This window comes from Flavobacterium psychrotrophum (assembly GCF_003403075.1).
Lineage (GTDB): Bacteria > Bacteroidota > Bacteroidia > Flavobacteriales > Flavobacteriaceae > Flavobacterium > Flavobacterium psychrotrophum.
Genome location: NZ_CP031557.1, coordinates 959,496 through 986,022 on the forward strand (window position 1 = coordinate 959,496; position 26,527 = coordinate 986,022).

30 protein-coding genes and 1 tRNA gene are annotated in these 26,527 nt (G+C 41.9%); 9 read left to right on the plus strand and 22 right to left on the minus strand.

The genetic code is table 11. The features are described 5' to 3' along the window. Nucleotide 1: 1 nt before the first annotated feature. The 5 genes from dapA to porD all read left to right on the plus strand — a co-directional run bounded on the left by dapA (nt 2) and on the right by porD (nt 4,301). The gene (gene dapA / locus DYH63_RS04080) at nt 2-904 is read left to right on the plus strand and encodes a 4-hydroxy-tetrahydrodipicolinate synthase (protein ID WP_116787596.1); all 903 of its coding nucleotides are present in this window, start codon (nt 2-4) and stop codon (nt 902-904) included. 166 nt (nt 905-1,070) lie between these two features. After that, on the plus strand, nt 1,071-1,877 hold the full coding sequence (locus DYH63_RS04085) for an outer membrane protein assembly factor BamD (RefSeq protein WP_116787597.1): 807 nt from the start codon (nt 1,071-1,073) through the stop codon (nt 1,875-1,877). A 9-nt stretch (nt 1,878-1,886) separates the two neighbouring features. Further along, nucleotides 1,887-2,201 carry a DNA-directed RNA polymerase subunit omega gene (locus DYH63_RS04090; RefSeq protein ID WP_116787598.1) on the plus strand — a complete coding sequence of 105 codons (315 nt, stop codon included), beginning with the start codon at nt 1,887-1,889 and terminating at the stop codon, nt 2,199-2,201. A gap of 11 nt (nt 2,202-2,212) precedes the next feature. After that, the gene (coaBC, locus tag DYH63_RS04095; protein ID WP_116787599.1) at nt 2,213-3,424 is read left to right on the plus strand and encodes a bifunctional phosphopantothenoylcysteine decarboxylase/phosphopantothenate--cysteine ligase CoaBC; all 1,212 of its coding nucleotides are present in this window, start codon (nt 2,213-2,215) and stop codon (nt 3,422-3,424) included. Further along, on the plus strand, nt 3,417-4,301 hold the full coding sequence (gene porD, locus DYH63_RS04100; protein ID WP_116787600.1) for a type IX secretion system protein PorD: 885 nt from the start codon (nt 3,417-3,419) through the stop codon (nt 4,299-4,301). Before coaBC ends, porD begins: the two co-directional genes overlap by 8 nt. Nucleotides 4,302-4,409: 108 nt before the next feature. Here porD and DYH63_RS04105 read toward each other — a convergent pair whose 3' ends face one another. After that, nucleotides 4,410-5,030: an NUDIX hydrolase gene (locus tag DYH63_RS04105; RefSeq protein WP_116787601.1), complete on the minus strand. Its 621-nt coding sequence runs from the start codon at nt 5,028-5,030 to the stop codon at nt 4,410-4,412. 56 nt (nt 5,031-5,086) lie between these two features. On the opposite strand from DYH63_RS04105, the gene DYH63_RS04110 reads away from it, so the two are divergent. After that, nucleotides 5,087-6,145, plus strand: a complete 1,059-nt coding sequence (locus DYH63_RS04110; protein ID WP_116787602.1) for a WD40/YVTN/BNR-like repeat-containing protein — start codon at nt 5,087-5,089, stop codon at nt 6,143-6,145. Here the strand turns inward: DYH63_RS04110 and DYH63_RS04115 are convergent. Next, the gene (locus tag DYH63_RS04115) at nt 6,142-6,654 is read right to left on the minus strand and encodes an adenine phosphoribosyltransferase (RefSeq protein WP_116787603.1); all 513 of its coding nucleotides are present in this window, start codon (nt 6,652-6,654) and stop codon (nt 6,142-6,144) included. The genes DYH63_RS04110 and DYH63_RS04115 overlap by 4 nt on opposite strands. Before the next feature lie 112 nt (nt 6,655-6,766). Between DYH63_RS04115 and DYH63_RS04120 the strand changes: the two genes are divergently transcribed. Further along, nucleotides 6,767-6,840, plus strand: a tRNA-Arg gene (locus tag DYH63_RS04120). A 100-nt stretch (nt 6,841-6,940) separates the two neighbouring features. After that, a complete protein-coding gene (locus DYH63_RS04125) occupies nt 6,941-8,140 on the plus strand; it encodes a site-specific integrase (protein WP_116787604.1) in 1,200 nt (399 codons plus the stop codon). Here DYH63_RS04125 and DYH63_RS04130 read toward each other — a convergent pair. The 20 genes from DYH63_RS04130 to DYH63_RS04220 form a co-directional block, all read right to left on the minus strand. Continuing rightward, a complete protein-coding gene (locus DYH63_RS04130; RefSeq protein WP_116787605.1) occupies nt 8,117-9,952 on the minus strand; it encodes a hypothetical protein in 1,836 nt (611 codons plus the stop codon). The two genes, DYH63_RS04125 and DYH63_RS04130, sit on opposite strands and share 24 nt — an antisense overlap. After that, nucleotides 9,930-12,020 (minus strand): hypothetical protein, encoded by a 2,091-nt coding sequence (locus DYH63_RS04135; protein WP_116787606.1) that lies wholly within the window; start codon nt 12,018-12,020, stop codon nt 9,930-9,932. Before DYH63_RS04135 ends, DYH63_RS04130 begins: the two co-directional genes overlap by 23 nt. Further along, nucleotides 12,020-12,418, minus strand: coding sequence for a hypothetical protein (locus DYH63_RS04140; protein WP_116787607.1), 399 nt, complete (start codon nt 12,416-12,418; stop codon nt 12,020-12,022). The genes DYH63_RS04135 and DYH63_RS04140 overlap by 1 nt, the downstream gene beginning before the upstream one ends. Continuing rightward, nucleotides 12,418-16,578: a phage tail tape measure protein gene (locus tag DYH63_RS04145; RefSeq protein ID WP_116787608.1), complete on the minus strand. Its 4,161-nt coding sequence runs from the start codon at nt 16,576-16,578 to the stop codon at nt 12,418-12,420. Before DYH63_RS04145 ends, DYH63_RS04140 begins: the two co-directional genes overlap by 1 nt. Nucleotides 16,579-16,663: 85 nt before the next feature. Next, the gene (locus DYH63_RS04150; protein WP_116787609.1) at nt 16,664-17,077 is read right to left on the minus strand and encodes a hypothetical protein; all 414 of its coding nucleotides are present in this window, start codon (nt 17,075-17,077) and stop codon (nt 16,664-16,666) included. A gap of 4 nt (nt 17,078-17,081) precedes the next feature. After that, nucleotides 17,082-17,300 (minus strand): hypothetical protein, encoded by a 219-nt coding sequence (locus DYH63_RS04155; RefSeq protein ID WP_162926916.1) that lies wholly within the window; start codon nt 17,298-17,300, stop codon nt 17,082-17,084. A gap of 236 nt (nt 17,301-17,536) precedes the next feature. Further along, nucleotides 17,537-17,821, minus strand: a complete 285-nt coding sequence (locus DYH63_RS04160) for a hypothetical protein (RefSeq protein WP_116787611.1) — start codon at nt 17,819-17,821, stop codon at nt 17,537-17,539. A gap of 8 nt (nt 17,822-17,829) precedes the next feature. After that, complete coding sequence (locus tag DYH63_RS04165; protein WP_162926917.1) at nt 17,830-18,543, minus strand: hypothetical protein; 714 nt, start codon at nt 18,541-18,543, stop codon at nt 17,830-17,832. A gap of 5 nt (nt 18,544-18,548) precedes the next feature. Then, nucleotides 18,549-19,016, minus strand: a complete 468-nt coding sequence (locus tag DYH63_RS04170) for an SH3 domain-containing protein (protein ID WP_162926918.1) — start codon at nt 19,014-19,016, stop codon at nt 18,549-18,551. A 221-nt stretch (nt 19,017-19,237) separates the two neighbouring features. Continuing rightward, entirely contained in the window at nt 19,238-19,387 is a 150-nt protein-coding gene (locus tag DYH63_RS21220; protein ID WP_162926919.1) for a hypothetical protein, read from the minus strand. 219 nt (nt 19,388-19,606) lie between these two features. After that, nucleotides 19,607-20,011 carry a hypothetical protein gene (locus DYH63_RS04175; protein WP_116787614.1) on the minus strand — a complete coding sequence of 135 codons (405 nt, stop codon included), beginning with the start codon at nt 20,009-20,011 and terminating at the stop codon, nt 19,607-19,609. 84 nt (nt 20,012-20,095) lie between these two features. Further along, nucleotides 20,096-20,386 carry a hypothetical protein gene (locus DYH63_RS04180; protein ID WP_116787615.1) on the minus strand — a complete coding sequence of 97 codons (291 nt, stop codon included), beginning with the start codon at nt 20,384-20,386 and terminating at the stop codon, nt 20,096-20,098. Between the two features lie 222 nt (nt 20,387-20,608). Then, entirely contained in the window at nt 20,609-20,974 is a 366-nt protein-coding gene (locus tag DYH63_RS04185; RefSeq protein WP_116787616.1) for a hypothetical protein, read from the minus strand. Nucleotides 20,975-20,976: 2 nt separating this feature from the next. Next, nucleotides 20,977-21,438: a hypothetical protein gene (locus DYH63_RS04190; protein WP_116787617.1), complete on the minus strand. Its 462-nt coding sequence runs from the start codon at nt 21,436-21,438 to the stop codon at nt 20,977-20,979. Continuing rightward, complete coding sequence (locus tag DYH63_RS04195) at nt 21,438-21,878, minus strand: hypothetical protein (RefSeq protein ID WP_116787618.1); 441 nt, start codon at nt 21,876-21,878, stop codon at nt 21,438-21,440. Before DYH63_RS04195 ends, DYH63_RS04190 begins: the two co-directional genes overlap by 1 nt. After that, nucleotides 21,875-22,741, minus strand: a complete 867-nt coding sequence (locus DYH63_RS04200; RefSeq protein WP_116787619.1) for a hypothetical protein — start codon at nt 22,739-22,741, stop codon at nt 21,875-21,877. Before DYH63_RS04200 ends, DYH63_RS04195 begins: the two co-directional genes overlap by 4 nt. Further along, nucleotides 22,726-23,046 carry a hypothetical protein gene (locus DYH63_RS04205; protein ID WP_116787620.1) on the minus strand — a complete coding sequence of 107 codons (321 nt, stop codon included), beginning with the start codon at nt 23,044-23,046 and terminating at the stop codon, nt 22,726-22,728. The genes DYH63_RS04200 and DYH63_RS04205 overlap by 16 nt, the downstream gene beginning before the upstream one ends. A 4-nt stretch (nt 23,047-23,050) precedes the next feature. Then, on the minus strand, nt 23,051-24,013 hold the full coding sequence (locus tag DYH63_RS04210) for a DUF6712 family protein (RefSeq protein ID WP_116787621.1): 963 nt from the start codon (nt 24,011-24,013) through the stop codon (nt 23,051-23,053). Next, nucleotides 24,013-25,371 (minus strand): hypothetical protein, encoded by a 1,359-nt coding sequence (locus tag DYH63_RS04215; RefSeq protein WP_116787622.1) that lies wholly within the window; start codon nt 25,369-25,371, stop codon nt 24,013-24,015. The genes DYH63_RS04210 and DYH63_RS04215 overlap by 1 nt, the downstream gene beginning before the upstream one ends. Beyond that, nucleotides 25,368-25,646, minus strand: a complete 279-nt coding sequence (locus tag DYH63_RS04220; protein WP_116787623.1) for a hypothetical protein — start codon at nt 25,644-25,646, stop codon at nt 25,368-25,370. Before DYH63_RS04220 ends, DYH63_RS04215 begins: the two co-directional genes overlap by 4 nt. Nucleotides 25,647-26,086: 440 nt before the next feature. Here DYH63_RS04220 and DYH63_RS04225 point away from each other — a divergent pair, with 440 nt between their 5' ends. After that, on the plus strand, nt 26,087-26,485 hold the full coding sequence (locus DYH63_RS04225) for a hypothetical protein (RefSeq protein WP_116787624.1): 399 nt from the start codon (nt 26,087-26,089) through the stop codon (nt 26,483-26,485). Nucleotides 26,486-26,527: the final 42 nt, after the last annotated feature.

Sequence of the window (26,527 nt, forward strand, 5' to 3'; positions counted from 1 at the left end):
CATGCAGTCGTTAACAGGCACAGGGGTGGCGCTGATTACCCCTTTCAGGAAAGATTTTTCGGTAGATACCGAAGCGCTTGAAAATATTGTGAATTTTCAGGTAGAGAACGGGATTGACTATCTTGTGGTGCTGGGCACTACAGCAGAAGCTGCTACGCTTGATAAACAGGAAAAACAGCTGGTTATAGATACTATAATAAAGGCTAACGCAGGCCGTCTTCCGCTTGTAATAGGTATAGGTGGTAATAATACTGCTGAAGTGGTTGAAGAACTTAAAACAGCTAATTTATCAGATTTTACGGCAGTACTTTCTGTATCGCCTTACTATAATAAACCTACGCAGGAAGGTATTTACCAGCACTTTAAAGCGGTTGCCCAGGCTTCTCCGCTGCCGGTTATACTGTATAATGTACCGGGCCGTACTGCAAGCAATATGCTGCCGGATACGGTAATACGCCTGGCGAAAGATTTTGAAAATATTGTAGCCATTAAAGAAGCTGCCGGAGATATTGTACAGGCCATGCGCCTTATACAGCACGCTCCTGAAGGTTTTCTTGTAATATCCGGCGATGATATGATAACATTGCCAATGGTACTTGCCGGTGGGGCAGGGGTAATATCTGTTATTGGCGAAGGTTTTCCTAAAGAGTTTAGTAATATTGTGCGTCTCGGCCTCGAAAAGAAAGCTGATGAAGCTTATGAGTTGCACTATAAAATTGCCGATAGTATTGATATGATATTTGAGCAGGGTAACCCTGCGGGCATAAAATACATCTTTAAAGAGCTAGGTCTTTGCGAAGATGTGGTGCGCCTGCCGCTTGTAAACATAGATGCAAACCTTGCCGCAAGGCTTAAGGCATTTATAAAAAACTTTAAGGCTACGCCAGAATTACTTAGTGTTTAAAGGTATTTACACAATAAAATAAATAAAATTCAGTTTAAGGAAAGGTGCCTTTTAAAGGCATCTTTTTTTGTGGGCAAAAGCCTGTAAAAAATAATTTTGTATTCTCTAATTATTAACTAAATTTGCAGTTGCTTTTAAAACTCTCCTGCAGGGCTTATATTATATTATGATAAGATTTTTTTATACACTTATACTGGCATTAACGCTTGCTTCTTGCAGCCAGTTTCAAAAAGCTTTGAAATCAGAAGATACCAAGGTTAAATATGAAACTGCAGAGCATTTGTATGAAAAAGAGAAGTATGCTAAGGCAATACGCCTTTTTGAGCAGATAGCACCATCTTACCGTGGTAAACCACAGGCAGAGAAAATGTTCTATATGTATGCCATGTCGCTTTACAAAACTAAAAGCTACTACACAGCGGGCTACCAGTTTGAAAGTTTTACATCAAGTTACCCGCGTAGTACTAAGGTAGAAGAGTCGGCATTTTTAGGTGCTAAGAGTTACTATTTTTTGTCGCCACGCTATAGCCTGGATCAGGTAGATACCTATAAGGCGCTAGAAAAACTTCAGGCTTTTATAGACCGATACCCTAACAGCCAGTATATGCCGGAGGCTAACCAACTGGTTAAAGAACTAAGTAATAAGCTTGAGAAAAAAGCTTTTGAGATAGCAAAACAGTATTTTGAAACTGCCGATTATTTTGGCGATTACACCGCAGCCCAAAAAACGCTTGAAAACTTTATGCTCGATTTTCCGGGTACAGAGCTTAGGGAAGATGCAATGTTCTTAAAATTTGATGCTTCTTATCGCTATGCCATGAATAGTGTAGAGAATAAAATGCAGGAGCGCTTGCTTACCGCTAAAAAAGATTATTATGACCTGATGAAATACAGGGCTGATACACGATACAAAGAACAGGCAGACAAAATGTTTGCGACTATAAACACGGAATTACAAAAATTTTCTAAATAAATAGCGACAATGGATTTAAAGAAAACAACCGCTCCCGTTAATACAATTACCTACAACAAGAGCAAGATTGAAGAAACGACAGGTAATGTTTACGAGGCTATTACCATTATAGCAAAAAGAGCCAACCAGATTAATGGTGAAATCAAGAAAGAGCTGATTGAAAAGCTTGAAGAGTTTGCTACTTATAACGATAGCCTGGAGGAAATTTTTGAGAACAAAGAGCAAATTGAGGTTTCTAAATTCTACGAAAAACTTCCTAAGCCACATGCACTTGCCGTGCAGGAATGGTTAGAAGGTAAAGTTTACTACAAAGAAAACAAGTAATATAATTGCCCATGTCTGTTTTAAGCGGAAAGAAGATCTTACTCGGTATATCCGGAGGTATAGCCGCATATAAAACAGCCACATTGGTAAGGCTATTTATAAAGGCGGGTGCTCATGTCAAAGTTGTCATGACGCCCGCCTCTAAAGATTTTATTACACCTCTTACACTTTCTACGCTTTCTAAAAACCCGGTATCTTCTTCTTTTTATCATGAAGAAGATGAGAACGCGGTTTGGAACAACCATGTAGAACTTGGCCTTTGGGCCGATCTTTTTGTTATTGCTCCCGCTACTGCTAATACTATGGCAAAAATGGTTTCGGGCAATAGTGATAACATTCTTATAGCAACTTATTTATCGGCAAAATGTCCTGTTTATGTAGCTCCGGCTATGGACCTGGATATGTACCGCCATCCTTCTACAAAAGACAGCTTTGAAAAACTGGCTGCTTATGGCAATACGGTAATTCCGGCTGAGAGTGGTGAGCTTGCCAGTGGGCTGCATGGCGAAGGCCGCATGGCAGAGCCTGAAAACATTTTAGCCTTTCTTGAAAAAGATATTGAGGGTAAACTTCCGCTACGCGGAAAAAAAATACTGGTTACTGCCGGCCCCACATACGAACCAATAGACCCTGTGCGTTTTATAGGTAACCACTCGTCCGGTAAAATGGGATATGACATTGCCCTGGCTGCCGCTAACGAAGGTGCCGAGGTAGTACTGGTAAGCGGGCCTACGCATTTAAGCATAAACCATAGCAATGTAAAGCTGGTTAAGGTTACATCAAGCGCAGATATGTATGCCGCCTGCCATGAACATTTTTACAATGCAGATGCTGCCATTGCCGCAGCTGCCGTAGCAGATTACAGGCCTAAAGTGGTAGCTGAACAAAAAATAAAGAAGAACGAGAGCAGCCTTATGCTGGAACTCGAAAAAACAAAAGACATACTCGCATCGCTGGGCGAAATAAAACAGGAGCAGTTTCTAATAGGCTTTGCCCTGGAAACTGAAAATGAAATAGAGAACGCTAAAGCCAAGATTAAAAAAAAGAACCTTGACCTGATTGTACTTAATTCGCTTAATGATGAAGGTGCAGGTTTTGGAAAATCAACAAATAAGGTTACCTTTATAAACAGCCACTTTGAAGAAGAACCGATGGAACTGAAAACAAAAGAGGAAGTGGCGCAGGATATTATAAACAAGATTAAAAAGTATTATAATGTATAAGTGGATAACAGCCGTGGCATTGCTTTTATGCCTTAGTACTAACGCACAGGAACTAAATTGTACTGTAACGGTAAGTTTTGACCGTATTACTGATGCGAATCCGCAAATTTTTCGTTCGCTTGAAAAAGCTGTGCAGGATTTTATGAACAATACCCGCTTTACTACCCGTAATTTTGACAGGAGCGAGCGTATACAGTGTGCCCTTTTTATAAACCTGTCTGCATACTCAAACAATAGTTTTTCGGCTGTGATGCAGGTTAATGCCTTAAGGCCGGTTTATAATTCTACTTATACAAGCCCGTTGCTTAACTATAGCGATAAAGATATTAGCTTTAGTTACAACGAAGGAGAGAACCTTATTTATAACCCTACTACTTATGACTCTAACCTGGTATCGTTGCTGGCGTTTTATGCAAACATGATTATAGGGCTGGATGCTGATAGTTTTTCAGAAAAAGGAGGTACGCCTTATTTTGAGGCTGCACAAGGTATAGCCGTTACCGCACAGAGTGGTGGTTATAAAGGCTGGGGACAGCAGGATGGTAACCAGACACGTTACTTTTTTGTAAATGATATTATGAGTAATACATTCGAACCTTTCAGGGAGGCAATGTACAGCTACCACCGCAAAGCACTTGATATAATGAGTGATGATACAAAAAAAGGCAAAGAGAATGTTATAGCGGCTATAAAAACATTGGGAGCGCTATATAAAGTGCGTCCTAATGCGTTTCTTACCCGTATATTTTTTGACTCTAAAGCAGATGAAATTGTTTCAGTTTTTAGTGGCGGACCAAATGTGCCTATTACAGAACTTAGCGAAACCCTTAACCGTATTTCTCCTATGAATGCTGCTAAATGGGGCAAAATAAAGTAAATTTAGAATTTAGATTTAATGATAATGGGATTAAGAAAGCTTATAATTTCTTAATCCCATTATTGTATATGTTCTTTACTACTTATTGCAAATGATTGTAATTAATTCTTAATCAAAATAGGTAACAGAATCTTTTTCGATAACTTTTTTATATACCAATTCAATCTGCGATTTTAATATACGGTCTTCTGACAGTTCTGGCAAATTGCTTATGTCAAAGTACTGAACATCCAGTACATCAAATCCCTTTTTTAATTCCCCCGAAATGGTTTCGCATAAAAACACCATTTTATACACATAAAATGGTTGTGGTGGGTGTGGGTGTAATCGCTTGTCAAACACGGCTAACAATGACGTAGTTTCTACTGTAAGCCCTGTTTCTTCCCAAGCTTCCTTAATAGCCGTTTCTTTTGGCGATGAGCCTATATCTGCCCAGCCGCCCGGAAGGCTCCATTTACCATCGGCGCTTTCCTGTGTTAACAATATCTTAGTCTTGTCTTCAGATAATATTAGTGCACGAACATCGGTCTTTACGGTAGGATAATCTGTAACCGGCGCAAACATTGCCTTAAGCGCTGTTGTGTTATTGCCGCTTGCCTCAGCCATCAGTTCCAGGGCTATTTCAAGAAGTTCATTATAGCGCTCACGATCATAGTCGTTTTGGCTATACAAAAGACCGGTGTCAGCAAGGGTTTTTATTTTTTTAAGTTGTGTAAGGTAGTCGGCCATTGTTTGTGTTTTTGTAAAGATATAAAATTGTTATCTTAGCTTAAAACTGAACTGATATGAAAAAATTGTGCCTGCTGGCAATGAGTGCCCTCCTTTTATTTTCCTGTAAAAAAGAAGAAAAAAAAGACTTTAAACCCTCTTTTACCAAAGTCGAAACGGATACACTGTTGACTGATTCGGTTATCAGCATCCGCGGACTGGTTATTGATGGCGATAAAGCCTGGTATTCTGCCAATAAGGGTAAATACGGCTGGGTATCGCTTAGTGGTGGTGGTAATTTTAGTGGCATAGCGACACACGACACTATTTTTCCGGAGTTCAGGGCCATTGCACAAACTAAAGAAAGTATATTTATACTGAGTGTAGCTACGCCAGCCCTATTGTATAAAATATCTAAAGACGGCAAGCAGGTAAAGCAGGTATATACCGAAACTGGTGAAAAGGTGTTTTATGACTGCATGAAATTTTATAATGATAAAGAAGGTATAGCTATGGGCGATCCTCAAAATGGCTGCCTGAGTATTATTACCACAAAAGATGGCGGCAATACCTGGCAAAAACGGGATTGTGCCGGTTTGCCTGACGTAGCAGAAGGGGAGGCTGCCTTTGCTGCGAGCAATACCAATATTATTATTAAGGGCGATAAAACCTGGATAGTTTCCGGTGGAAAGAAATCAAGAGTGTTTTTCTCGGCTGATAAAGGTGGGGTATGGCAGGTTTTTGATACCCCAATTTTACAGGGAGGTGAGATGACCGGGATATTTTCGGCAGATTTTTATGATGAAGAAGTTGGTTTTGCCGGGGGAGGAAACTATGAGCAGCGCGATCTTAATAAAGGAAACAAGATATTAACCATAGATGGTGGTAAAACATGGACGCTGGCAGGCGAGGGTACAGGCCCCGGATATATATCGTGTGTACAATTTGTACCCGGCAGCAATGGTAATGAGTTAGTGACAGTAGGGCTTAACGGTGTTTTTTATACCTACAACCGAGGTTCATCCTGGAAAAAAATAGCAGACGCCACTAACCTTAATACCCTTCAGTTTGCAGATGCCCATACCATTATTGCCGCCGGGCAAAAAAATATTGTAAGGTTTAAGTTAAGTAACTAATACACCAGCGGCGCATAAACAGGGTAGGGAGTAAGCTTTTCACGTCCGTTAAGGAAAGAAAGTTCCATTAAAAAATTGCATTGCACAATAACACCCCCCAGTTGTTCTACAAGTTGGCATAGTGCTTTTGCAGTTCCGCCAGTGGCAAGCACGTCATCATGAATAACGACGCGTTCTCCGGGCTTTATAGCATCTGTGTGCACTTCCATAGTGTCTGTGCCATATTCAAGCTCATATGAGGCAGAAAAGGTGCTGTAAGGCAGTTTTCCTGGTTTGCGTACCGGTACAAAGCCAGCGCCAAGTTCATATGCGAGTAAGGTAGCAAAAAAGAACCCGCGGCTTTCGGCTCCTATAACCTTGTCAATTTTCTGATCGCGCAGGTTGTTTAGCAGTAAAGCCATACATTCTTTCACTGCGGCGGGGTTTCCAAGCAGCGGAGTGATGTCTTTAAATAAAATTCCTGGTTTCGGAAAATCCTGAATGTCACGTATATACTGGTTGAGTGTCATTTTTTTTAATTTTTATTGTGTTTTAGGCTTGCAATTTAAGGATTAATATCTATATTTGCACCCGAAATGAGGATGATAAACGTCGCGAATGTTTAAAGACTTAAAGCAAAATGGCCTCGTGGCGCAACTGAATAGCGCATCTGATTACGGCTCAGAAGGTTACTGGTTTGAATCCAGTCGAGGTCACAAGGTAATAACTACCAATAACTGAAAAACCCACTAATAACTGGAAACACCAGTGTTTAGTGGGTTTTTATTTATTTCATTTTTTTAAATAAAACCAGTTATGAGGCTATTATTCCAGGAAATTGACACGCAGTTTGTCCCGCAAAAAATTCACGTGCCAATGAAGATCAAATTCAACATCAGAAAAGACATGAAGCGCAAGGATAATCTTTCGCCAGTCTACCTACACATTACAGCTAACGGCAAGCGCGAGCGCCTGAACATGCAGCTACACGTAGATTCAAAATTATGGGACACAAAAACCGAAAACGTCAAGCCGGTAGATAAAAGCTACGATCAGATTAATCTGCTCATTCAGCACACAAAAAACAAGATTGCAGACATACAGGTAAACTTCAGGATAAACAATCGCTATCTGAGCCCTGAGCTTCTTATAAAAGAACTTACTGAAGAATCATCACGAACAAATTTTGTAGCGTACTTTAAGAGTAAGCTGAAGGAAGACAAATCTCTTAAGAAAGGAACGAAAAGGCGATATGAAAGCGTTGTGGCCAAGCTTGAAAAATTTTCAGATTTCATTCCGTTTAGTGAGATCACAGAGCAGTATATGGAAAAGTTCCGCAACCATTTATACAGCATAGGCAACAAATCGACGACAGTAAACTCTAACATGATGGCGCTCAAAAAATACCTGAAGCGCGCAAAAAAAGAAGGCGTCAAATTTCCCTTACTGCTAGAAGATGTAAAAATAGGGAGCACCACAGGCAATCGAACAGCGCTCACTCCTATAGAAGTAAAAGCTATGGCAGATTATTATTTTGATGAATCTAATGACGGCGGCGCCAGGCTAATTGCAGGTTACTTTTTATTTGCTTGTATGACAGGCCTTAGAATTTCTGATGTGCAGAACCTGCGCAGGGTAGATTTTAAATCCGATGATTTTTCATTCTCTCAAGTCAAGACAGGAAAAGATCAGATTATAGTATTGAACAAGGCAGCAGTAAAAATTGTTATGGCCAATCCGCTACTATTCGAAAAATTTCTCGTGCCTGAACACATTAATAGAATGCTTAAAGTAATTGCGCTAAAAACTGATATCAGGAAAAAGCTAACCTTTCACGTAGCCAGGCACACATTCGCAACAAATTTCTTAAGGGCAGGAGGCAATCCTGTGCACCTCCAGCAACTCATGGCGCACGCTAAAATTGCAACCACAATGATTTATGTGCACATACTTGCAGATGAAGCTAACAAAGAGATATACAAGCTCGACGATCTATTTAAAGACTTCGGTCTGTAATTCTATTTCAAAAAGGTCAGGCTTCACCTCTGTTTTCTGTAGCGATTTAACCAGGTGAATGTTCCTGTAGGCATGTACGCGGCTTTTTGCCTCCAGCTCCGCAATCTGCTCAATGTAGGCCTGGAATGTCCACAGATATGATGACGCATTTATGCGACTGGCAAGCCACGAATTATGATACTGTAGGTGCAGCGCCGGCACTTGCAGCGCTGCCGGGTCCTGACTCAAATTCAAGTCCCCCACAAGGCCGTTGTAGATTACCCACAACGGCTTTGTTTTTTCATCAAGAAAGCCATGCGCTGTTTGTACATTGTTCCGCCTGAGCAATGGCAAAGGCAGCGCCTTAAACGGCACCTCAGTAGTTTTATCGTCGATCTTATAGCCCGATGTGCTGTAGCCTTCTATGTTTTGGAAGACCGGCAACCAGGAATAATCGCTACTGGTAACATCTTCATACTTAAGCAGGAAAGAATTCCCTTTGCTAAACGTGCGCTTAGGGAATTTTACATCATACATTGATAGGTCTATAACTTCACGACTTTGCATTTCACCGGCAATATAATTCATAAATATATCTGTGCCGGCAGTGGTCAAATCCATCCTAAACTCAGCAAGAACTTCCTTGACCAAATCGCCAAAGGTCATGTCCGGAACTGCGCGCTTTAAATCTACCTGATTCAAGTTTATGATCGATGCTACAGCATTTCCTCCCTCATCGTGCAGACGGACAGGATTGATCTCAAGATTAAACAGCATGTCATCGGCAACAAACCCACCGTCGTAGTAAAACGTAAGGAAATCAGGCTGCAGATCGCTTAATGTTTCAAAGGTAACATCAATATTAAAGTCGTAATAATTATTGAGCATTGCGCCGCTATGGCTAAACAGCGTAACATTTCTGTAGCGGATGCCCAGCGAAACTGTTATGGCATTCGTAGGCCTGTCTCCAAATCGCTTCCGGAGGCGCATCGTGCCTGTAATTCTGTATTTACCAGGCTGCGCAATTTCCTGTGTGCGCTGTAGCGTTATGTGCGGATTTGCTCCGTTCTGTGCTTCATAAGTATCATGATCTTCGGCCATGGCCAGCAGCGTCATGCTTTCCTGCGCTATGGTTGTATAATATTCTGTATCGGTATACACGAGCATTTTTTTTATGGTCGCATTCTCCAGTACATCTCCCCTCAGGGTAAAACCTGCATCTGCAAAGCCGGCCTGCAGCAGGTAAAGCAGATAGGGCAGGGGCTGAATAATATTCCTGTTGTAGGTAATATCTTCAGACAAATCTACATTGTTTTCCAGAAAAGCACCCGCCCTGTAGTTATTGATTATTTTTTCAAAGGCAAACCACACATCATCACTCTCCGGGTCAATTTTATCGGTATGGATTTGCGGAAAATTATAATTTACATCTGGCCACACCTGGCTAATTATTGTTTTCGCGTGCTGATATATGTCTGCTACCTGTAGCTGAAGCAGGGGCAGCTCTGCCAGTTTCTTTGTGAAATTAGGGAAATCATCGAGGCCGTAGCGTACCGTTACCGATAGTTCCTGCTCGCACTCTTCTACCTCCAGCACTGCCTTTTCCATAGCATCGCCATGAACATAAATGCCTTCAAACAAAGTTTCTGCATCAGTCGAATTGTAGTGGCTCAAAAAGCCCATGGCCATGTCGATATCTTTAGTCAGCGCAATGTTAAACGGATAGCTGTACTTTGTAAAATAAGTACCCGTAAACCACGGATTTTCGGCAGTATCGGTAATTTTAAAAGCCGATAGGTCGAGCTCAAAATTAGAATGAATAAATTTCCTCATTGAAATTTCTGTTAATCTGAAACTCCAGGTCAAACGACACCAGGGCACGCTCAGAATCTACGTTAGTAATTTTTTCAGATGTAGGCACAAGACTTATGGCGCGCCCATCAATAACTATCACGGCGCGCGGCGCACGCATGAGGCTCTCAACACTGGCCATATCGCTCCGAAGTAGCCATCCTGTATTTATAGTAAGCTTAGCTGTCTTGGTACTCTCAATTTTATCGAGCACAGAACGCAGGCCAAGCTCAAGTTCCTGTGTGCGATTTTTAAGTTCAGAGATTATTTGATATGTTCCCATACACTCAAGTACGCTCTGTAGCTTATACTCGTTTTCCCAGGTAATGTAGTTTGAGTAGTAGCTTTCAGGAAAAACTTTAAACAGCTTAGAAACCGATTCGCCATCTTTAATTTGCAGTTCAAAAACATCGCCTTGAATCGCTTCTAACTCGGCAAAATTAAGCCGAATAACCTGAATGCCGGCTGTAAAGCTAAACGACTTTACAACCTGCCCGTTTTTAAATAGTTTTACTTCGGGCAGGCCATTTATTAGCACATTTACGATTTGGAAAGATGCCGCTGTTACACGGCGTGCCGCAGGATTGATATCTAAAAATCCGCTGCTGCCAGCCAATTTAGGGCGAAGCCCTGCAATAAAATTTATAGGTCCAATATTATATATGCGCTGCTCTGTACCTCTATGCTCTGTAACCACAATGTTTACCTCTGCAGCCTTGTAACCGGCAGTAATGTTAGCAGCAAGATCTGATAGCTCTGCCATCAATCGATCTATAGGCTGGCCAATGTTTAATTTTTGTTTACCCCTGAACAGCGGAATTTTAAAATATAGCGTTTTGTCCTGGTACGTTTCGTCAAAATTATAGACACGTGCAGAAAGCGCTAACGCAAAATAAGTATCCGGAAAGGCAGAAACAAAGTTAATGTACACAGGATCGAGCGAAAAGGCCGTTTGTCCCTGCGGATATGGACTAATTACCGATTGTATTACAGAATATGTAACGGCAATTTCGGCAAGGATATCCTGATTATCATCTCGCTTAATCAGCACAGCGCCTGTATAATTACCAAGGCTCATATTGTTTGCCGATATTGGGGTAAAAGTAACATTAAGGCTACCGTTTCCTGATGTTTCAGAGGCTTGCAACCACACAGGTAATGTTAAACTATAAGCCGTATCCATATGCATGGCCACAGTAGCCGGCGCAGTTTCAGAAATGCCTTTTTGCGCTTCGAAAAACAACGCTTCTTTCTCAAGGAAAAAGCCATTTTGCTGAGTAACGCTAATTGTTACCGGCACGCGAATTTGACCACCATTTATATCGAGGTAAATGGTAAACGGATTTTGGATAAGCGGCGATGGCACCGCTGCCGGAAACAAGACAAGGCCGATTGTTGCTGGCCCGCTGCCGCTTATTTGCCTGCCCGATATTACAGTAACGCCGGGCGTAGTGCTGCTCACCTGAAAATTTTCAGGGCAAATTATTGACCACGACGCGCCTGCAATGTTAAACGTTCCTGCGAGTACCGGCATGCTTGTCCCTTCAGTCCAGGCGTAGGTAAGGCTATCAGGATTGATGGCCGGCGCTGTGGCAGAAAACACTCTTATCGTTACCGGAATATGAAAATAGGAGAGTATTTTATTGTAAAAGAACTGATCTCTTCCCTGAATAAAATGAAACACTTTAAAAGTGTATGAGCCCGGAGACAGCAGTTCTAAATTTTGAAATGTATATAGCATGTCTGCACTTAAGCCATTAGAGTAAGACGCGCTATCGTTTTGCCCCGTAAATAAAGGCCCTGTAACATTTAGCAATTGCAGGCCAGACGCCGAGTCGGCATAAAGAGAATAGGTGAAATTAGTATGCCCGGCAGCAATGTCTGTACCTAATATGTCTTTAAAAGCAGTAGCTACAGCTATAGCAGCAGGCAGCGCGCTGCCCTGGTAATAATTGATGTTTATCGCCGATGGGCTAAAACTCCAGTCCTGGAGTGCGGGGGCGCTGGCTGTAGCCACCGGCGCCTGATTATTGCTTAATATTATTGCCATTATAGTAGTATCGGATTAATCTCTGTTTTTTCCTGCATGTAAACGCCATTAAAAAGAACAATGCCTATAGCCTCTGCCTGGTACCACACTTCAAGCACCAGCTGCTCGAAGTATATAACAGTTCGTTTTTTAAAATTCATAACACCATTATTTGCCATGGCATGGCCTATTTTATCCTGCACGAAGGTAAAAATGTCGCTGTTGCTTGTAAGCATTACAATGTTGTTGCAGGCCTTTGCAGCTTCTCCCTGAAGCTGTGCAGCAGCGCTACCCGTAAGGCACAATACCGTATTTACAGACACTGCCGGCAGCGCCGTTTCTATTTCGAAATAGAACCTATCCAGCAGCGCATTTGCATTACTGTCGCTAAATATTTGTTTTATCGAAAAGTTGCTCATTATGATTGTGCTTTTAGTTTAGACTGTGTTATTCTATCCATCTCTTCGCGGAGTTTTTTGAGTTCGCGGCCATCGCGAGACATGTATGCGGTAACGCCATCGTTGTGCAGTTTTTCGAGGATATCGCTGTTGCGATTGATTATGGCCAGTGCCTGGTCTAACGTTAACGATGATGCACCAGGCGCAGAACTCGCGGCGGGAACCTCATACCTGCCACCGGTAACATCTTTATTATACATGCCTTTTTCAAAACCTTTAATGCCGCGCAGCTCACGGATTAGCATCGCCTTGGTATCAGGCGACATTTGTCTATATGCTGCAGCATCAATAACCATCTCCGGGCCATTCTCTCCAGCCAAAAAGTAAGTAGGCTTGCTCACCATGCCGCTACGCGTTTTGCCGCCATAGCCGGCACGAAATGTTTTGCCATCCTGCTCACGCTTTACATACTCAGGGTAAAGGCCTTTTTCATACCCTTTTGCCGGCAGGGGAGTCTTCATGATCGTAGCAAGCTGCAGCGCACCCAGAGCGCCTACCACACCCGACATTACAGCAGCTGTAGCGCCAAAGTCGAACTTCGGGAATTGTGCCCATATACCCATAATTGCCTGAGAGGTATTCATGATAACGTTAGCGGCATTCATTAGCTTTTGGCGCTTTGCCTGCTTGTACGCTACTTCAGCTTGCTTTTTCTCGAGATCTGCATCAAGAGTTTCAATACCGCGCTTGTATTGCATTTGATTAATGTAACCGTTGTCGAGCTGCGACTTCAGGCGGCGCTTTTTGTTGTCGCTATTTTTTTGAAAGTTGGCCACCGAAGCATTCTCTGAAGCTGTTTGGTAATCGGCGTACGCAGACCAGGCGCTTTGCAGCGCACCGATAACCATTTTAACCGCCGCCATCTTTTGCTCCAGCGTTTCGATATTGGTAAATGTTTTACCCCACTGATCAGCTGTGAACCCTAATACGTCTGCATCGCCGAATACATTTTTTGCAGCTGTCTGAAAATCATTACTTCCATTTCTGTTTTGCAAATCGCCTTTGGCTTTCATCAGTTCAGAAAGCTTAAGTTTTAAATTCGCAACGTCGTCTTCAATCTGTTGCTTTTGCTCAGGAGTAAGAAGATCAAGATCTATCTGATTATTTTTATCAGCGAGGATGTCTTCTTTAAACTTTAGTAGTTTCTCAAGATGCGCCGTTTGGCGTTCTAGTTCAGCCTTATCAAATGCATCCTGAAGCTTTTGTTTGGCAATCTCATTTGTACCCAGCGCCGCCAGTTCTTCATTGTGTTTAGCCTGGCGCAGGGTAGATTCCCTGTCAAATTTTTGCTGTAGGTCAGCAATGCTTTTTGTCTCGGCCTTAAGATCTATGGTTTCCATAGCAAAGCGGTGCCTGCCATGCTCTATCTCTATTAGCTCATTTAAGTGCTTATTGCGCTCCAGCCATATACGTTTAGTTTCAGATGCCACACCTCGCTCCAGTGGCGTAGCCTTAGTATTGTTTATCTTTTCATCCAGTAAAGCAATCTGGGCTTCATCTACCAGTTGCTTTTTAAGGTCTTCAAGCTTACGCTTATGGTTTTCGGCCTCGATGGCTTCTTCTTTTTCAAAACCATCCTGCAAAAGCGCCAGGCGGTCATCTATAGCACGGCGCTGTAAGTCGAGCACTTCCTGCTGGTACTTTTTATTTTCTTCCCGGTCTTTATCTAACTGCTTAAGACGTTCAGCACGGAGTTTAGAACTTATATCCTTACCATCACCAGGTACAAAAGCTTTCGTGGTATTATCATCGGGATTTATTTGCCCGTTAGTTTCTATGTAAAGTTGCTTTCTCCTCTCATATAATTTTTTTTGCAAATCAGTTTCAGATTTTATTGCATCCAGTCTTCTACCTGCGGCTTTTTTATTTTGGGCTAACTCTGCATCGGGGTCAAACATACCATCATACCAACGTTTGTACTCCTGAACTTCTTTCTTCTCAATTTCCCTAATACGTGACTTTGATGCCGAGATTTCATTTTCTATTTCTTCAGCCTCCAGCTTACGGTCAAGCGCACTTATGTAGGCATCAATAGCTTTAGTAGTAGCTTCTGTATTAATTGTTTCAAGTGAAAGCCCATTCAGGTATTCAGGAGAAATTGCAATCAAATCCTTAATAGCTTTTAGACGTGTCTCCTTTGCTACTTTTTCATCTTTTGCTACAGAAAGTAAATCACTAATTTTCTGTTTCTCATCTTTAAGACCGTGGAGTACATTAACATGAATTGAATTAAAGGCTTTCTGTTCTTCTGTAAGCTTTTGTACACGTTCAGCGTATGCAACATAGGCGGCGGCTGCCGCTGCAACTAAACTAAGTACTAAACCCCAAGGAGTAGTTTTCATGGCAGCTGTTAACGCTTTGTATGCTTGTACAGTTCCTTTAATGTTTAAGGTTAAAAGATTTTGAACCAGTACCATTGCACGGGTTCCAATTACAGTAGCAGCTTCAATAATAGCCCTTGTCTTTAAAGCGATATTGTATAAAAGAGTAGCTTCTGTATTTCTATTTGCCCAGACTGCTGAAAGTTTTATCCATCCGAGGTTTGTTGCAATAGCAGCTGTAAAAATTGCGAGTATTTTAGCCGTTAAGACAATAACATTTTTAAATACAGCCATTGTGCCGGTATCATCTTCGACAGCGCCTATAAATCTTGCAAGCCAATTAACAGCTGATTCAAGGAAAGCCACAAAACTATCTGCTGTAAACCACCCCATTACTCGTTTCTTGATTCGGTCAAGCGTAGCAGCTAAGTTTTCATTTTTTAGATTATACTCTTCAGTTAAGGAAGTAGCATCGCTCATGCTCTCATTTGCGAGCTTAATCTTATCTCTAAACATCTGCACATTTTGAGATGCCGCACCCAGTACCATCTTTACCTCATTATCATTTAGCTTCAGGTAATCTAGCACTTTTGCCAATTCAGTAGCATCAAGACCTTTAAGTGACTGCGAAAATTGCAGGAAAAATTCGTTAGGATTTGTATTGATCAGGTTTTTAACCTCATTAGCCGATCGGCGCATTACCTTGGCAAAGGCAGGATAATCACGCGCCGCAATTGAAATTACTTTACCGTAATTGTTACCGGCCAATTCTGCCTTAAGGCCACTTTCTTCAAAAGCCGCACCCATACCCAGTACCGTTTGGATGGAAGGCCGCAGCACCTCAGGCAATGTACCCACACGCTGGGCAAACTCTGCAAGGTTTTGCTCACTGGCCGTACCATCGGCACCCAAGTCATTAAGCGCAGAACCTACCGACTCAAAGGCTGTCTCTACACGTTCATCTTTTAATTCTTTATACAATCCCTTAATGCGGCCCAGCTTTTCTGCCACTACATCAGCACCGCCCTCAAAGCTATCACCCAGTGCAACGGCACTTTTATCCATAACGCGGACAAAATCGGCTATTTCACTTTTAGCGATACCCAGGCGACCACCTATCTCTGCAATGCCCAGCAAATCTATCCTACCGGTTCGTGTTTTAAGCATTCCGAATGATTTTGCAAGTTCCTCAACTTCCGTTTTAGTCATTCCAGTAGTCTTTTGCACATTTGTAATGCTATCAGCCAGCTCTTTATTTGCAGAAAGAACCTTTTGAATTGAAACCACTACGCCTGCAACGGCAGCAACAAAGGATGCTATAATACCACCATATCTGTTAAACCTATCTGCCATGCTGCCCAGGCTCCAACTGGCTTGCTGACCATTGCCGCGAAGCTCACCCATGCGCTCATTCACCGCAGTTAATTCTGCATTGTATTTTTCAAAATCTTCTGTTCCGGGAACTAAATGACGTAACGTAGCCTGCAATAAAGTTGCTTTGGAACGCAACTGTGCCATTGTGAGTTCTGACAATTTTAAATCGCTTGTCAGTTCTCGTATCTTTTCATTATTAGCCGCTATTGCATTTTTATTTTCATTTATAGCAGCCGTTAATGATCTGTATTCTTCAGTGTTTGTTTTACGCTGACGCTTAAGTTCCTTTTGTTGCGCTAACTGATCTTTAATTGTGTCCTTAAGCCTAATGTTAGATTTGTCCAGATCGAGAATTTCTTTCTGCGCCTGGTTACCGTTAATGATAATATTTAACCGGATGGTATCGTCTGAAAGTTGCCGCCCCATGAGATGTGAGATTTTCCCGTAAAAGAAGCGCAGCGGCTACAAAAACCGTGTAACATGGAAAAAGCCCTGAATTAGGGGCTTTTAGTTAAATTTGGCTTTTGCCGAAGGTAAGCTTTGTAAAGTAATTAGGGTAAGCGGCAATGTCACACACGGCAAAAACATCATCATCTACCAGTACGAGCTCGTCGCCAAGGAGTCGCCAGAGGGAGTAAGCCTCTACCTGAATGGCACCTTTAAAGTGCAGCAACTTAGTGTTGCGATACAGGCCATCGCATTTTAGTGCGCCAATAACCTCGTCATACGATAGCTCTCCGGCAGTGTAGGCAAAAAGCTTTTGCCGGCTAAAGAGAAGTAGCTGACCATCAAAAATAATTATGGTATTTTCTACTGGGTTATTGCCGGCCAAATATTCCACAACCATTTCCTGTAACGTATAGTTACAGAAGGCTACAGGGGTGCCCGACCACGGGATAACCCTGAAATTAGTTTTACTATCCATAGCACTAACACGGTAATAGCGGTAATGTAGATAGGGTAGTGGCATGGCGCTGGAGCGTGCGCAGCAGGTCGCGGAAAATACCGTACTCTACCTGCGCGTTGCGGCGCTCTGCGGGGTCGTTAGCCCAATCGCTGGCGATGTAGGCCTCATAAATAATTTCCAAGATTTCTAAATGCTTGGCGGGTTCGCCAAACTGCAGCAGGTTCTCTACCTGGTTGCGCAAGTCCAGCCATAGATCGACTGAAGCTTGTTTTTGTTCACTGTTGTTCTGCATGATAAAAGTGATAAAAAAGACCCGGCCGCATGAACTGCAGAACAACAGAATTTATCACGAAGTTGGAGGACCACTCCTTTCATGTGCCGGGATATTGTTAAAGATAGATGTAAAGTTGTCATGTAATAAATTCAAAATGTTCTGCATGACAAATATATAAAAGATATTTTTTAAAACAATTGTTTTCAAGATCGAATTCTTTCAATTTCATTCACAACTAAATTTAAATTTTCCTGATATAGTTTCAATTGCTCACCTTGTTGAAGTTTAAAAATTAATTCATCAATTAAAATTTGTCCCTTATATTCTGAAAATTCATTTAACTCTTTTAAATCATTTTCATTTTTTAAAGTTGTTAACCCTTGATTTAAAAGTTCTAGTCTAGGCTGTTGAATATTTTTAAGTGAATCAACCTGATGCTGTAACTGATCTATGCGCAATAGCGCTTGATGTAGGGAGTCTTTTACCATTTGATAATTTAATTTATTTCCAGTACTTCTCCAGTCTCCAAATCACATTTTGCCTTAGCTTGTTCTGTGACAATTCCTCCGTAAGAATTTGTACCGCGATAAGTTAAAATAACTTCTAGATAATCAGGATGTATTTTATACTCAGAAGTTACATGCTCATAGCTATCTGGATTTTTCATGTGCGCCTTTACATATTCCTCAGTCTTTATATGCGAGCCATCCCATTTGCTAAATTGCTTATCAATATCTGCTTCTGACGCATAAGTCCTACGTTTTGGGGCCTTCTCTGAGGCAGGAATCAATTCAATAACGTGCCTTAAGCTATCACGAGTCATAACTATTTTCTTGGATAAGATAGGGTCTTTTTTAGTTCTTAAAAGTATAGAGTCTAACTCATCTGCAATATCTACAAACCATTCATAATTTTGCTGCTTACGATTTCGGTAAGCGTTTAAAACTGATAGTTGAGATTCATATTTAGCTTTTGGATTTTTATAAAATTCATCAAAGTCAGATCTTGTTACTTTCTCTTCGCCTTTCGTATCACTAAGGTCAACTACGTTTATTAAAATAACACCGCCAATAAGCAGTACTAAAGTGTAACTGGCAAAATCACTTAATTTTTTCTCAATAGCATTTTTATCTAATGCCTTGTCTCTAATGATAGAACTTATAATCATAGAAGCCCCTATGATTACAATTATATAAATTGTAGTCCACATAATATTTATTTTATGAATTGATAATTAACCCAGCCTGTATTGCCGCTAGCATCTACACGGACAAATACCCATTCGCCCTCATAGCGCACAAAGGTAACCATGTCGCCATAGGCAAGTTCTTCTATAATATGGTACTGGCCACCAGGGCCATCGCGCAGGTTTAGGGTTTGGCTTTTTACCTCTAGCATTTGGTTAGCGAGGTAGGCAGTAGGGCTTTTTGCACCTTTGCCTGCCTGGCGTGTGGCTGCAGCTTTTTTTGCAGGCGTAGGGGCAGGGGCGCAAACGCCGCAGCTGCCGCCTTCTTTACTGCAGTGTTTGCAGTACCGGCAGTTAGAGCAGGCTGTGCAGCTGGCATCGCCGGAGCAGCGCCCAAAAGTTTTTGCTGGCGTAACGTCGCAGCAGCTTGCTAATAGTTTGTTGTCCTGGGCATGCAGCCCTGTGCAGCACAGGAGGAATAGGAGGAGGGTTTTCATGGTGTTTGGTTTATTTTTGTTATATTTGCCCCACAGTGCCTTATTATTCAGCAATGCTATAATAGTGCACTTTAAAACAAATTAAGCCTGGCTAACGCCGGGCTTTTTTTTATGGGGTAAATGCGGGTAGGTTATTCATTGTGTTTTTGTTGGTTGCGGTAAATGTAAAAAGATTTTAACAAATAGGTATAATTGGGTACAAAAAAAAGCCCTGAAGTTACTCAGGGCTTTTGCGTTCTTAAATCGGCTATGTAATTTTTTACTTTTTCTTTTTCATCGTCATTCAACCTGAATGAGACTATCTTTCTGCCTTGCGGTTCTCGTCCGGAACCAGGCCTGCTGCCACCTCTGTTTTCTTTTTTCTCTTCCATTTTATTATTCTGTATATTTGCAATGAAATTTGATGGTTATCAGGTTTCAATTCTACAACCTTAAAGCCCTCAATAGAGGGCTTTTTTTTAGCTCAGCTTAAAAAATATACTATATTTGCAGCACAAGATGGTACATATACTATGGCTTGATTTTTTATCTTTCCATAATAAGGCTTTAAGCCGTAGAAAAAATCTTTAGCCCTGCATACTCTGTGGGGCTTATTTTTTACCCTGGTACCAGTCCATGACTTTTATAGCTTCACTCTGTGTTTCATCTTCAGTAAGATCTGTACACAAACGATTTGCCACTATAAGATGTTTTCCATCTTTAGAAACCGCCCCATAAATATTGCCAAATTTATCCGATAGCTTCATGAACATTTTTTCAGCCTCTTCAATATCTTTAGTATGGAATAAGCTATACTTAACATTATCTTTTCGGCTATAAATAAAATCATCTTTGATTTCATATTCTGTTTTTCCTGAAAACCTAATGTATTCAGGTACGATGTAAGAAACATCGTTAGCAGTGTCATATTCGCGAATTGCCCATCCTATCTGTGCCTCTGGAAATTTTTGACCTCCGGAGCCTGCCAATATCAGGCCTAATACTTTTTTTTTCATATATTTGAACTGATTAAAGATTTTCTTAAGCTTAAATCGCTTTCAATTTAGAAGGGGCTGCGTGAATTCAGACCCTTTTTTTATTTATTTTGTCTCGTTATAAAATTCATCCGAGCATTCAAAATAATCTTCATCCATTTCTCCATCAACATATTTTAAAACTTGCACTTCAAAAGAGTCTGATTGTGGTATTTTGTAATCTTCAAGCCATTTTTCGCGTGATGCTACATCAGAAACATATTCATACGTTTTTTCGTTTTCAGCGATGCGCTCAGTGTAAAACACTTTTGCATCAGCTTCGTTGACAAATTCTTTTTCGAAACTTCTACCGTTAACACCGTCAGTCTCTACTACTTTGTAAGTTACATTTTCCATGATTTAAAAAATTTAAAGGTTATTGTTATTTCAATTCTACCATACAAAGATACACTTCTTTTTGAAAACGTAATACGTTTTCAAAAAATAAATTAAATAATTTTGTTAGGAATATAACAACCTGTATAAATAGAAAATGCCTCTCCAGAACGAAGAAGCATTTTCAAACCAACCAATCCATAATTTTCAAATGAAAATTATTTTATGTGCGGCAAATATATATTATTCCTCCAGCTTGCGCAAATCTTCTTTTACCGCATCTACAAAACCATACTTCAGCTCACGGATTAGATTGTTATAATGGCCGTAAATAATTTTGTTGTACACCGGATGCACTTTCTTTTTATGCTTTTCCATGCCGGCACTGATAAATTTCATGTCCACAAACCTGTGCTTCAGCATTTGTGAGTACAGTAAATTATTGTCGTTTACCTCAAACTTACGGCCCGACCTCCAGCCATCGTTACTGAAATGGTGCGCATCCATATACTTCACCTGGGCGGCATTTACATCCTTAGCGTATTCCTGAAGGGAGCGCTGTATAAAACGCCCCTCCAGTATCTCATCAAGTGTTTTTGCCTCTGCCATAGTTATGCGCGGGTTTTCAGGGTAAACTCTACATAATGCCCGTTGCAGCCATTCAGCGCCTTAACTGGATCCACACTTATTGAGTTTTCATCCAAAAACGATAGGGCATTGCAAAATATACTGGCGTTGTCAGCTTTGTCGCTTAGCAGCTTTTCTACAAAGCGCTTCGCGGTCAGTTCTGTACTGTCAAATATCTGCAGCAGGCCCTCACGGTCAAATTCGGAGTAGTCAGTCTTGGTTAAAAAGAAAAAGCCCATGGTATTACTCCACATAGCTCTGTCTTCAGCGCCGGTCATTTTTTTATATGGCCACAGGCATAGCATTAAAATGTTTTGCTCTTCGCTATGATCGTTAAGCAGCTTTGCCAGTTCCTCGGCCGTCACCACCGTTTCCACGCGCTTAATTTCGGGTATGGCCTGCTGCGCATCTTCAGCCAGCTGGATAAGTTGTTGCCTTGAGATCATTAGTAATCATTGTTAGATGAATCATAACTCGAACTGCTGCTGTCATCTCCCCAACTGCCACCGGCACCACCGCCGCTATAATCGCCGCCGCCAAATCCACTGTCAAAACCCGAACTGCTATCATTGTAGCTGTCATGTCTGGAGTGATGCCCTGAGCTGTAATCGTTACTGCTATCGGCTGAGCTGTCAAACATTGAACCTAGCCCAAATGAAACGGCATCTGCACTATGATTTTCTGTCTCCGAACGTGTCCTCGCGCCATTTACCATACTATCAAGATACTCATTTGAAGGCCTTGGCAGTCGTGTCCTGCCGAAATGTAACCTTAAATCATGAGGATATTCTACATTGCGCTTAGCACGTAGTTCTTCCCTCTCTATTTGTTCCTGGCTTTTTCTTAAGCCAAAGAATATCAGCAGGCGATTCCACAGTTTTTTCATTTCGATTTATCGTTTAGTTTAGTATCAAGGTCATTTTTCTTAAGATTGTAAAGTTGCAGCAGCACCTCCCACAGGTTGGTTGCGCGTACTGCCTTAAAGTCTCCAAACACATTACTTTCTGCGAGGGCAAATGCCAGGCCATCCATACCCAGTCCCGGAACTGCTTCCATACGATCACTGTCGCCGGCATCAAACAGTATCGACAGTTCCAGTTCTTTTCCAGCCCATGGAATAACCGCTGTAGCAAGATATTTCTGAAATGCTGCGAACAGTAAAAATACACCATAAATAAAACCGTCAGGGCAATATTTAAACGTTGTGGCGCGCGCTTCTACAGTCTCAGAATCATACGCTCGGCGTTTGCCTAATGGACGTTTTTTAGAGCGATAAAGTATAGCGGCAAGATCGTAAAGCAGAGCACCGTTACCGGTAGCGGAGAAGTCAAGAAACAGGCGTTGCGCGTCCAGGTACTCGCCAAAGGTTACATTGGCAAAGCCATCGGCTGGGCCGTAATAATTTCGCCACAGCGGCTTTTGCTTTGGTACCGGATTATGAATAAAATCCAAATTGATGACCTTTTGCCCATCTCTATTATCAAAGAACGATTCTACGAGTTGCGAAATGCTATAGACATTGCACCACTTATCTTGCTCATCATTAACAAACAGCGTTTTTTTCGACTGCTTGAGGTCGAGCAACTTGTACACCGCCTGTACTTTTAAGTCATAATAACTCAGCTGATGGGTGTGGTACCGGTACAGCAGCCCGCACATTTCAATGTACTGTGCAGCATCGCACTGGGCGAGGTTCTGCGGTAAATACAGCATAAGCTTAAGTTCCGGAATTTCTATGGTATGTTGCATAACATAAGGTTTGGTTTTAAGATGATGCCCAGCTCTGCCATTCGTTTGCCAAATTTTCCCTCTACCTGATGGCGGCAGCGCTCGCGGCTTTTGCCCTTTACCGGTATAAAATCGCTATCGGCTTTTACGCCCAGGTATTTTTCCATATGCTGCCTGATGCGGTATTTTAGAATGATACGCTCAACTTCGCGATCCATATCTTTCTTGGCCACCGCACCCATCAGTTTGTTCTCCATCTTTTTTGCCGTCCTGATAGACCTGAAGTAACGCAGGCGGTAATATAGCTTAAATAGTCTCTCTTTCATAGTTTTATGTCGATATATAATTTGTTCCTGTAATGAATTCGGGGAAAATGCTGCTGTCTGATTGCGCAGCAGCTGGAGGCGGAGGAACTGCCACCAGCTGCTCTATGCGCTCCAGGGCATCGGCGGCATCTTTAAGGAATGCCTGGCGCGCTGCCGGCACTTCAAGATTTGCTGCAGGCCTGCGTATTTGTGTTGAGTCACGATCTGAAGTATATGCCTGCAGCACACCTTCAGGGAAGATGGTTACAGACAGTCTGAGCATTCCCCACGCCAGGCTATGGTACACACATGCCTCCTGAATAGCTTCAAGCAAGTCAAAATTTTCACCTTCTATTTCACCGCCCGATTGCACAAGCGTTTTAAGCCCTTCATAGCGTTCTTTACCTATACGTGGCAGTATTTGTTTGCGTTCGCATTGTAAAAGCCCTGGCGCGAGCTGTAGCAGTATCAGGCGCGATTGTATTGTAAAGTGATCGTCGAATATTGCAGTGGTGTTTACAAACAGCTTTTTTACCTTTTTGTAAGCTTCAGAACCTTTCCAGCCTTCAACATCTTCCAGATATTCCAGCAGGTCGTCCATCGCGCGGTAGTAGCGCTTTACCAGGGCCTCATTGTCCCGGTCAAGCATCCATTCAAACGCCTGCTTCTCATTTTCATCCTGACGCATCTTACGCCCATTTGTTGTATGGGCTACATCATTACTGTTGGCAAGCAATGCGTAAGCTTCTACAGCAATAGGATAACGGGCATGGTAGACAAGCATTTCAAGGTCCTCAGCGCCATCTGTGTAAGCATCGGTTATCTTATCGTACATATCTTGGCCGATAAGCCTCACAAGGCTTTTTGTAGCCGTAATAATATCGGGCTGAATTTTAGAAAATTTAATGTCAGCATCGATAAAACCGAGCAGCTCCTTAAGTTCGGGGCTGCTGCCGTTGTTCGCAGGTTTTGCAAAGAGTAATTTCATTATACGATGTTTTTAAGGCGTTTATCGGGGTTTACGTCCTGCTCTTTCTCTGGCTGAATGTGGTAAAAGCCCATTTTAAGATTCAGTTCCGGGAAGTTTGCCCTGAGGGCGTAGTTCATAGCTTTCATAATGATCATCTGAGGAATGTCTATTCCAGTGGCCATATAGTTCTTAAGCGCGTAAATCTGCTCTGAACCACTGTCTGATTTGCCATTTTCAGAAACGTTGCCTAAGGCGCCATGTAATCCTATGCCGGCAGATACCGCGCGGTCGGCACGATCGCTAATACTGATGTACGCATCGATGAAGTCTTTTACCTTTTGGTCAATAACATGTATTTCCCACCCGTGCTCAAGAATATTATGGGCATCTACCTCAAGTATTTTCTTAGTATGCCAATACTTACCACTGTTTTCCTCTCCGGAAAGTACATCGGATATCTTTTTAAGAAGTTCTTGCTCATACGCGTAAAGCAATTTCTTTTCGTATGTAACTCCAGCCAGCTTGCAGCGATTTTGTATTTCTTCTTCCTTTTCATCCCAATAAGCTTTTGGAGATACAATATGATACTTAAGATTAATACTGTTCTTAGCATATGCCTTTAAGATCAATGGCGTGGCAGTGGAACGCCTAAGCCATTCCAGCGAGCCATAGAGGTCTGGTATGGTATAGAAGTCCGTACAGAAACTATAGAGGTTGCTGTACAGTATGCTATTTTTAAGAGCGAATGGCTTTGTAAAATCGAATTTGCCATATACTTTGCAGTCAAGGGAAAGCGGAGTGGCAAAGCTCCAGTCGTTAGTGATAACATGGGTAGGCTTAGGCGATGTAGCAGTACGGATCCTGCCCAGACGTGCCTTGCTAGGCTCTATACTCTCCAAGCTATGGATAAAGTTTTTCCCTATACGGCTACCCTTAGTAAGCTCAAACTTACTATACACACCTTGCATGTACTGATAGTCGATATCAAGCTTGAGCAGATAATCTTCGTAGTCCCAGCTATCGAGCCATGCACGTACTGTTGCATTGTCCTGCCAGTCTTTGATTAGTACACCTTTTTCAAAGCGCTCTTGATACAATTGTGGCCCTGAACCCCAAAGCAATTGAGACTTCTTAGTCAATATACCAGGAGCAAGGCTGTTGTTCTGTACCACATCCTTAATGAGGTCGGGTAAGTCATTGCTAGCACCGTAAGGATAAACTACATAGTCGCCTATGTAACTCTGCTTACCATTAAAGTCAAGGTCGTTCACCCTGCCGCCATCCTCCAGTACACGCGGTATGTTTGCTACCTGATAGGTAAAGGCCATGTTCTCTGCCTGTATAATAGCATCCCTGCCTACAAATTCTATGTTCATGGCTTTACAGTATAGTCGTTAAACGTTAGGAGTAGGGCAAGGTGGAAGAATCTGGGCTTCTCACTCCATGAGTGATCGGTGTAGGCAATGAGTGTATCTGCTTTCTTGCTCTGGTCATTGCGCAGACCCTTGCGCAGTATAGCCTTATGCACCACCTTGACACCGTCGCTTTCGTGCTTAGAGCCATTGTATGACATATAGGTAAATGAGAAGGGTACATTAGCCTCGGCAAGCTTACGCATCTGCCCTATGGCTTCGAGTGGTGTTATATCCATGCAACTACATTTTATTGCAATGTTACACCCATGTAGTTGCATGATGTGTAACATGGACAACACCAGTAAACACAGGGCTTACAGCCCTAACAGGTGGTTGCCGCCCTGCCCACCGGCGGGTGGCGTGCCCTCATATTTCCCTCGCGCGCAGGCATATGCAACAACATTCCTTCTTCTTAGCGGGACGGTATACATCTACAGAGAGTATCAACGAAGCAAAACCCGTTTAGGGTTTTTTCGCTGATTATGAGGTGTTTGCGAAAATCAGTTGATTTTTAAGGGGCTTTTTTCGACCTTAAAAAATGTGGTTTTGCCCTATTTATAAGCATTATTGATATGAGAAAATATGACATTTTTGTCATATTTTACGCTTTCAAATTTGGGTATAACTGGGTATTTTTGTATCTTTACGTAGTTAATAATCAATAACATATAAGCACATGAGCACAAAAAACACAGCCACGCAACTACAAAATTCTGAAAAAAATCAACCTGCTGCAACCGCCACGGAGCAAGCCAAAAACGACCACAAAGCGCAGGAAAACGTACTTAAGGCTATTTTAATGCCTGTTAACGCTTCTCAAAGGCTGAAAAGTCTTGAAAATATGCAATTATTAGGGAAACGTTACGCGTTTTTACAAGCGAAGCAAGATGAACTGAACACCTTTTTAATCAGTAATGACGATACAAAGGAAAAATTAACCCTGAAAAATGCAAGTGGCTTTGAATTTACCATCAGTAACACGAATGTTATTGCGGAGGTAGTAGAGCGAATAGCAGCACACTTAGAGCAGAAGAGACAAAGTACAGAGCAGGAAATTTTAAACTTTGTAATCTAAATTAAAAAAATGACCCCCCGAAAGGTGGAAGTTTCGAGGGGT

Coding starts and splice junctions, on each gene's coding strand:
- dapA (WP_116787596.1), top strand. CDS start 2: ATGCAGTCGTTAACAGGCACAGGGGTGGCGCTGATTACCCCTTTCAGG.
- DYH63_RS04085 (WP_116787597.1), top strand. CDS start 1,071: ATGATAAGATTTTTTTATACACTTATACTGGCATTAACGCTTGCTTCT.
- DYH63_RS04090 (WP_116787598.1), top strand. CDS start 1,887: ATGGATTTAAAGAAAACAACCGCTCCCGTTAATACAATTACCTACAAC.
- coaBC (WP_116787599.1), top strand. CDS start 2,213: ATGTCTGTTTTAAGCGGAAAGAAGATCTTACTCGGTATATCCGGAGGT.
- porD (WP_116787600.1), top strand. CDS start 3,417: ATGTATAAGTGGATAACAGCCGTGGCATTGCTTTTATGCCTTAGTACT.
- DYH63_RS04105 (WP_116787601.1), bottom strand. CDS start 5,030: ATGGCCGACTACCTTACACAACTTAAAAAAATAAAAACCCTTGCTGAC.
- DYH63_RS04110 (WP_116787602.1), top strand. CDS start 5,087: ATGAAAAAATTGTGCCTGCTGGCAATGAGTGCCCTCCTTTTATTTTCC.
- DYH63_RS04115 (WP_116787603.1), bottom strand. CDS start 6,654: ATGACACTCAACCAGTATATACGTGACATTCAGGATTTTCCGAAACCA.
- DYH63_RS04125 (WP_116787604.1), top strand. CDS start 6,941: ATGAGGCTATTATTCCAGGAAATTGACACGCAGTTTGTCCCGCAAAAA.
- DYH63_RS04130 (WP_116787605.1), bottom strand. CDS start 9,952: ATGAGGAAATTTATTCATTCTAATTTTGAGCTCGACCTATCGGCTTTT.
- DYH63_RS04135 (WP_116787606.1), bottom strand. CDS start 12,020: ATGGCAATAATATTAAGCAATAATCAGGCGCCGGTGGCTACAGCCAGC.
- DYH63_RS04140 (WP_116787607.1), bottom strand. CDS start 12,418: ATGAGCAACTTTTCGATAAAACAAATATTTAGCGACAGTAATGCAAAT.
- DYH63_RS04145 (WP_116787608.1), bottom strand. CDS start 16,578: ATGGGGCGGCAACTTTCAGACGATACCATCCGGTTAAATATTATCATT.
- DYH63_RS04150 (WP_116787609.1), bottom strand. CDS start 17,077: ATGGATAGTAAAACTAATTTCAGGGTTATCCCGTGGTCGGGCACCCCT.
- DYH63_RS04160 (WP_116787611.1), bottom strand. CDS start 17,821: ATGGTAAAAGACTCCCTACATCAAGCGCTATTGCGCATAGATCAGTTA.
- DYH63_RS04165 (WP_162926917.1), bottom strand. CDS start 18,543: ATGTGGACTACAATTTATATAATTGTAATCATAGGGGCTTCTATGATT.
- DYH63_RS04170 (WP_162926918.1), bottom strand. CDS start 19,016: ATGAAAACCCTCCTCCTATTCCTCCTGTGCTGCACAGGGCTGCATGCC.
- DYH63_RS21220 (WP_162926919.1), bottom strand. CDS start 19,387: ATGGAAGAGAAAAAAGAAAACAGAGGTGGCAGCAGGCCTGGTTCCGGA.
- DYH63_RS04175 (WP_116787614.1), bottom strand. CDS start 20,011: ATGAAAAAAAAAGTATTAGGCCTGATATTGGCAGGCTCCGGAGGTCAA.
- DYH63_RS04180 (WP_116787615.1), bottom strand. CDS start 20,386: ATGGAAAATGTAACTTACAAAGTAGTAGAGACTGACGGTGTTAACGGT.
- DYH63_RS04185 (WP_116787616.1), bottom strand. CDS start 20,974: ATGGCAGAGGCAAAAACACTTGATGAGATACTGGAGGGGCGTTTTATA.
- DYH63_RS04190 (WP_116787617.1), bottom strand. CDS start 21,438: ATGATCTCAAGGCAACAACTTATCCAGCTGGCTGAAGATGCGCAGCAG.
- DYH63_RS04195 (WP_116787618.1), bottom strand. CDS start 21,878: ATGAAAAAACTGTGGAATCGCCTGCTGATATTCTTTGGCTTAAGAAAA.
- DYH63_RS04200 (WP_116787619.1), bottom strand. CDS start 22,741: ATGCAACATACCATAGAAATTCCGGAACTTAAGCTTATGCTGTATTTA.
- DYH63_RS04205 (WP_116787620.1), bottom strand. CDS start 23,046: ATGAAAGAGAGACTATTTAAGCTATATTACCGCCTGCGTTACTTCAGG.
- DYH63_RS04210 (WP_116787621.1), bottom strand. CDS start 24,013: ATGAAATTACTCTTTGCAAAACCTGCGAACAACGGCAGCAGCCCCGAA.
- DYH63_RS04215 (WP_116787622.1), bottom strand. CDS start 25,371: ATGAACATAGAATTTGTAGGCAGGGATGCTATTATACAGGCAGAGAAC.
- DYH63_RS04220 (WP_116787623.1), bottom strand. CDS start 25,646: ATGGATATAACACCACTCGAAGCCATAGGGCAGATGCGTAAGCTTGCC.
- DYH63_RS04225 (WP_116787624.1), top strand. CDS start 26,087: ATGAGCACAAAAAACACAGCCACGCAACTACAAAATTCTGAAAAAAAT.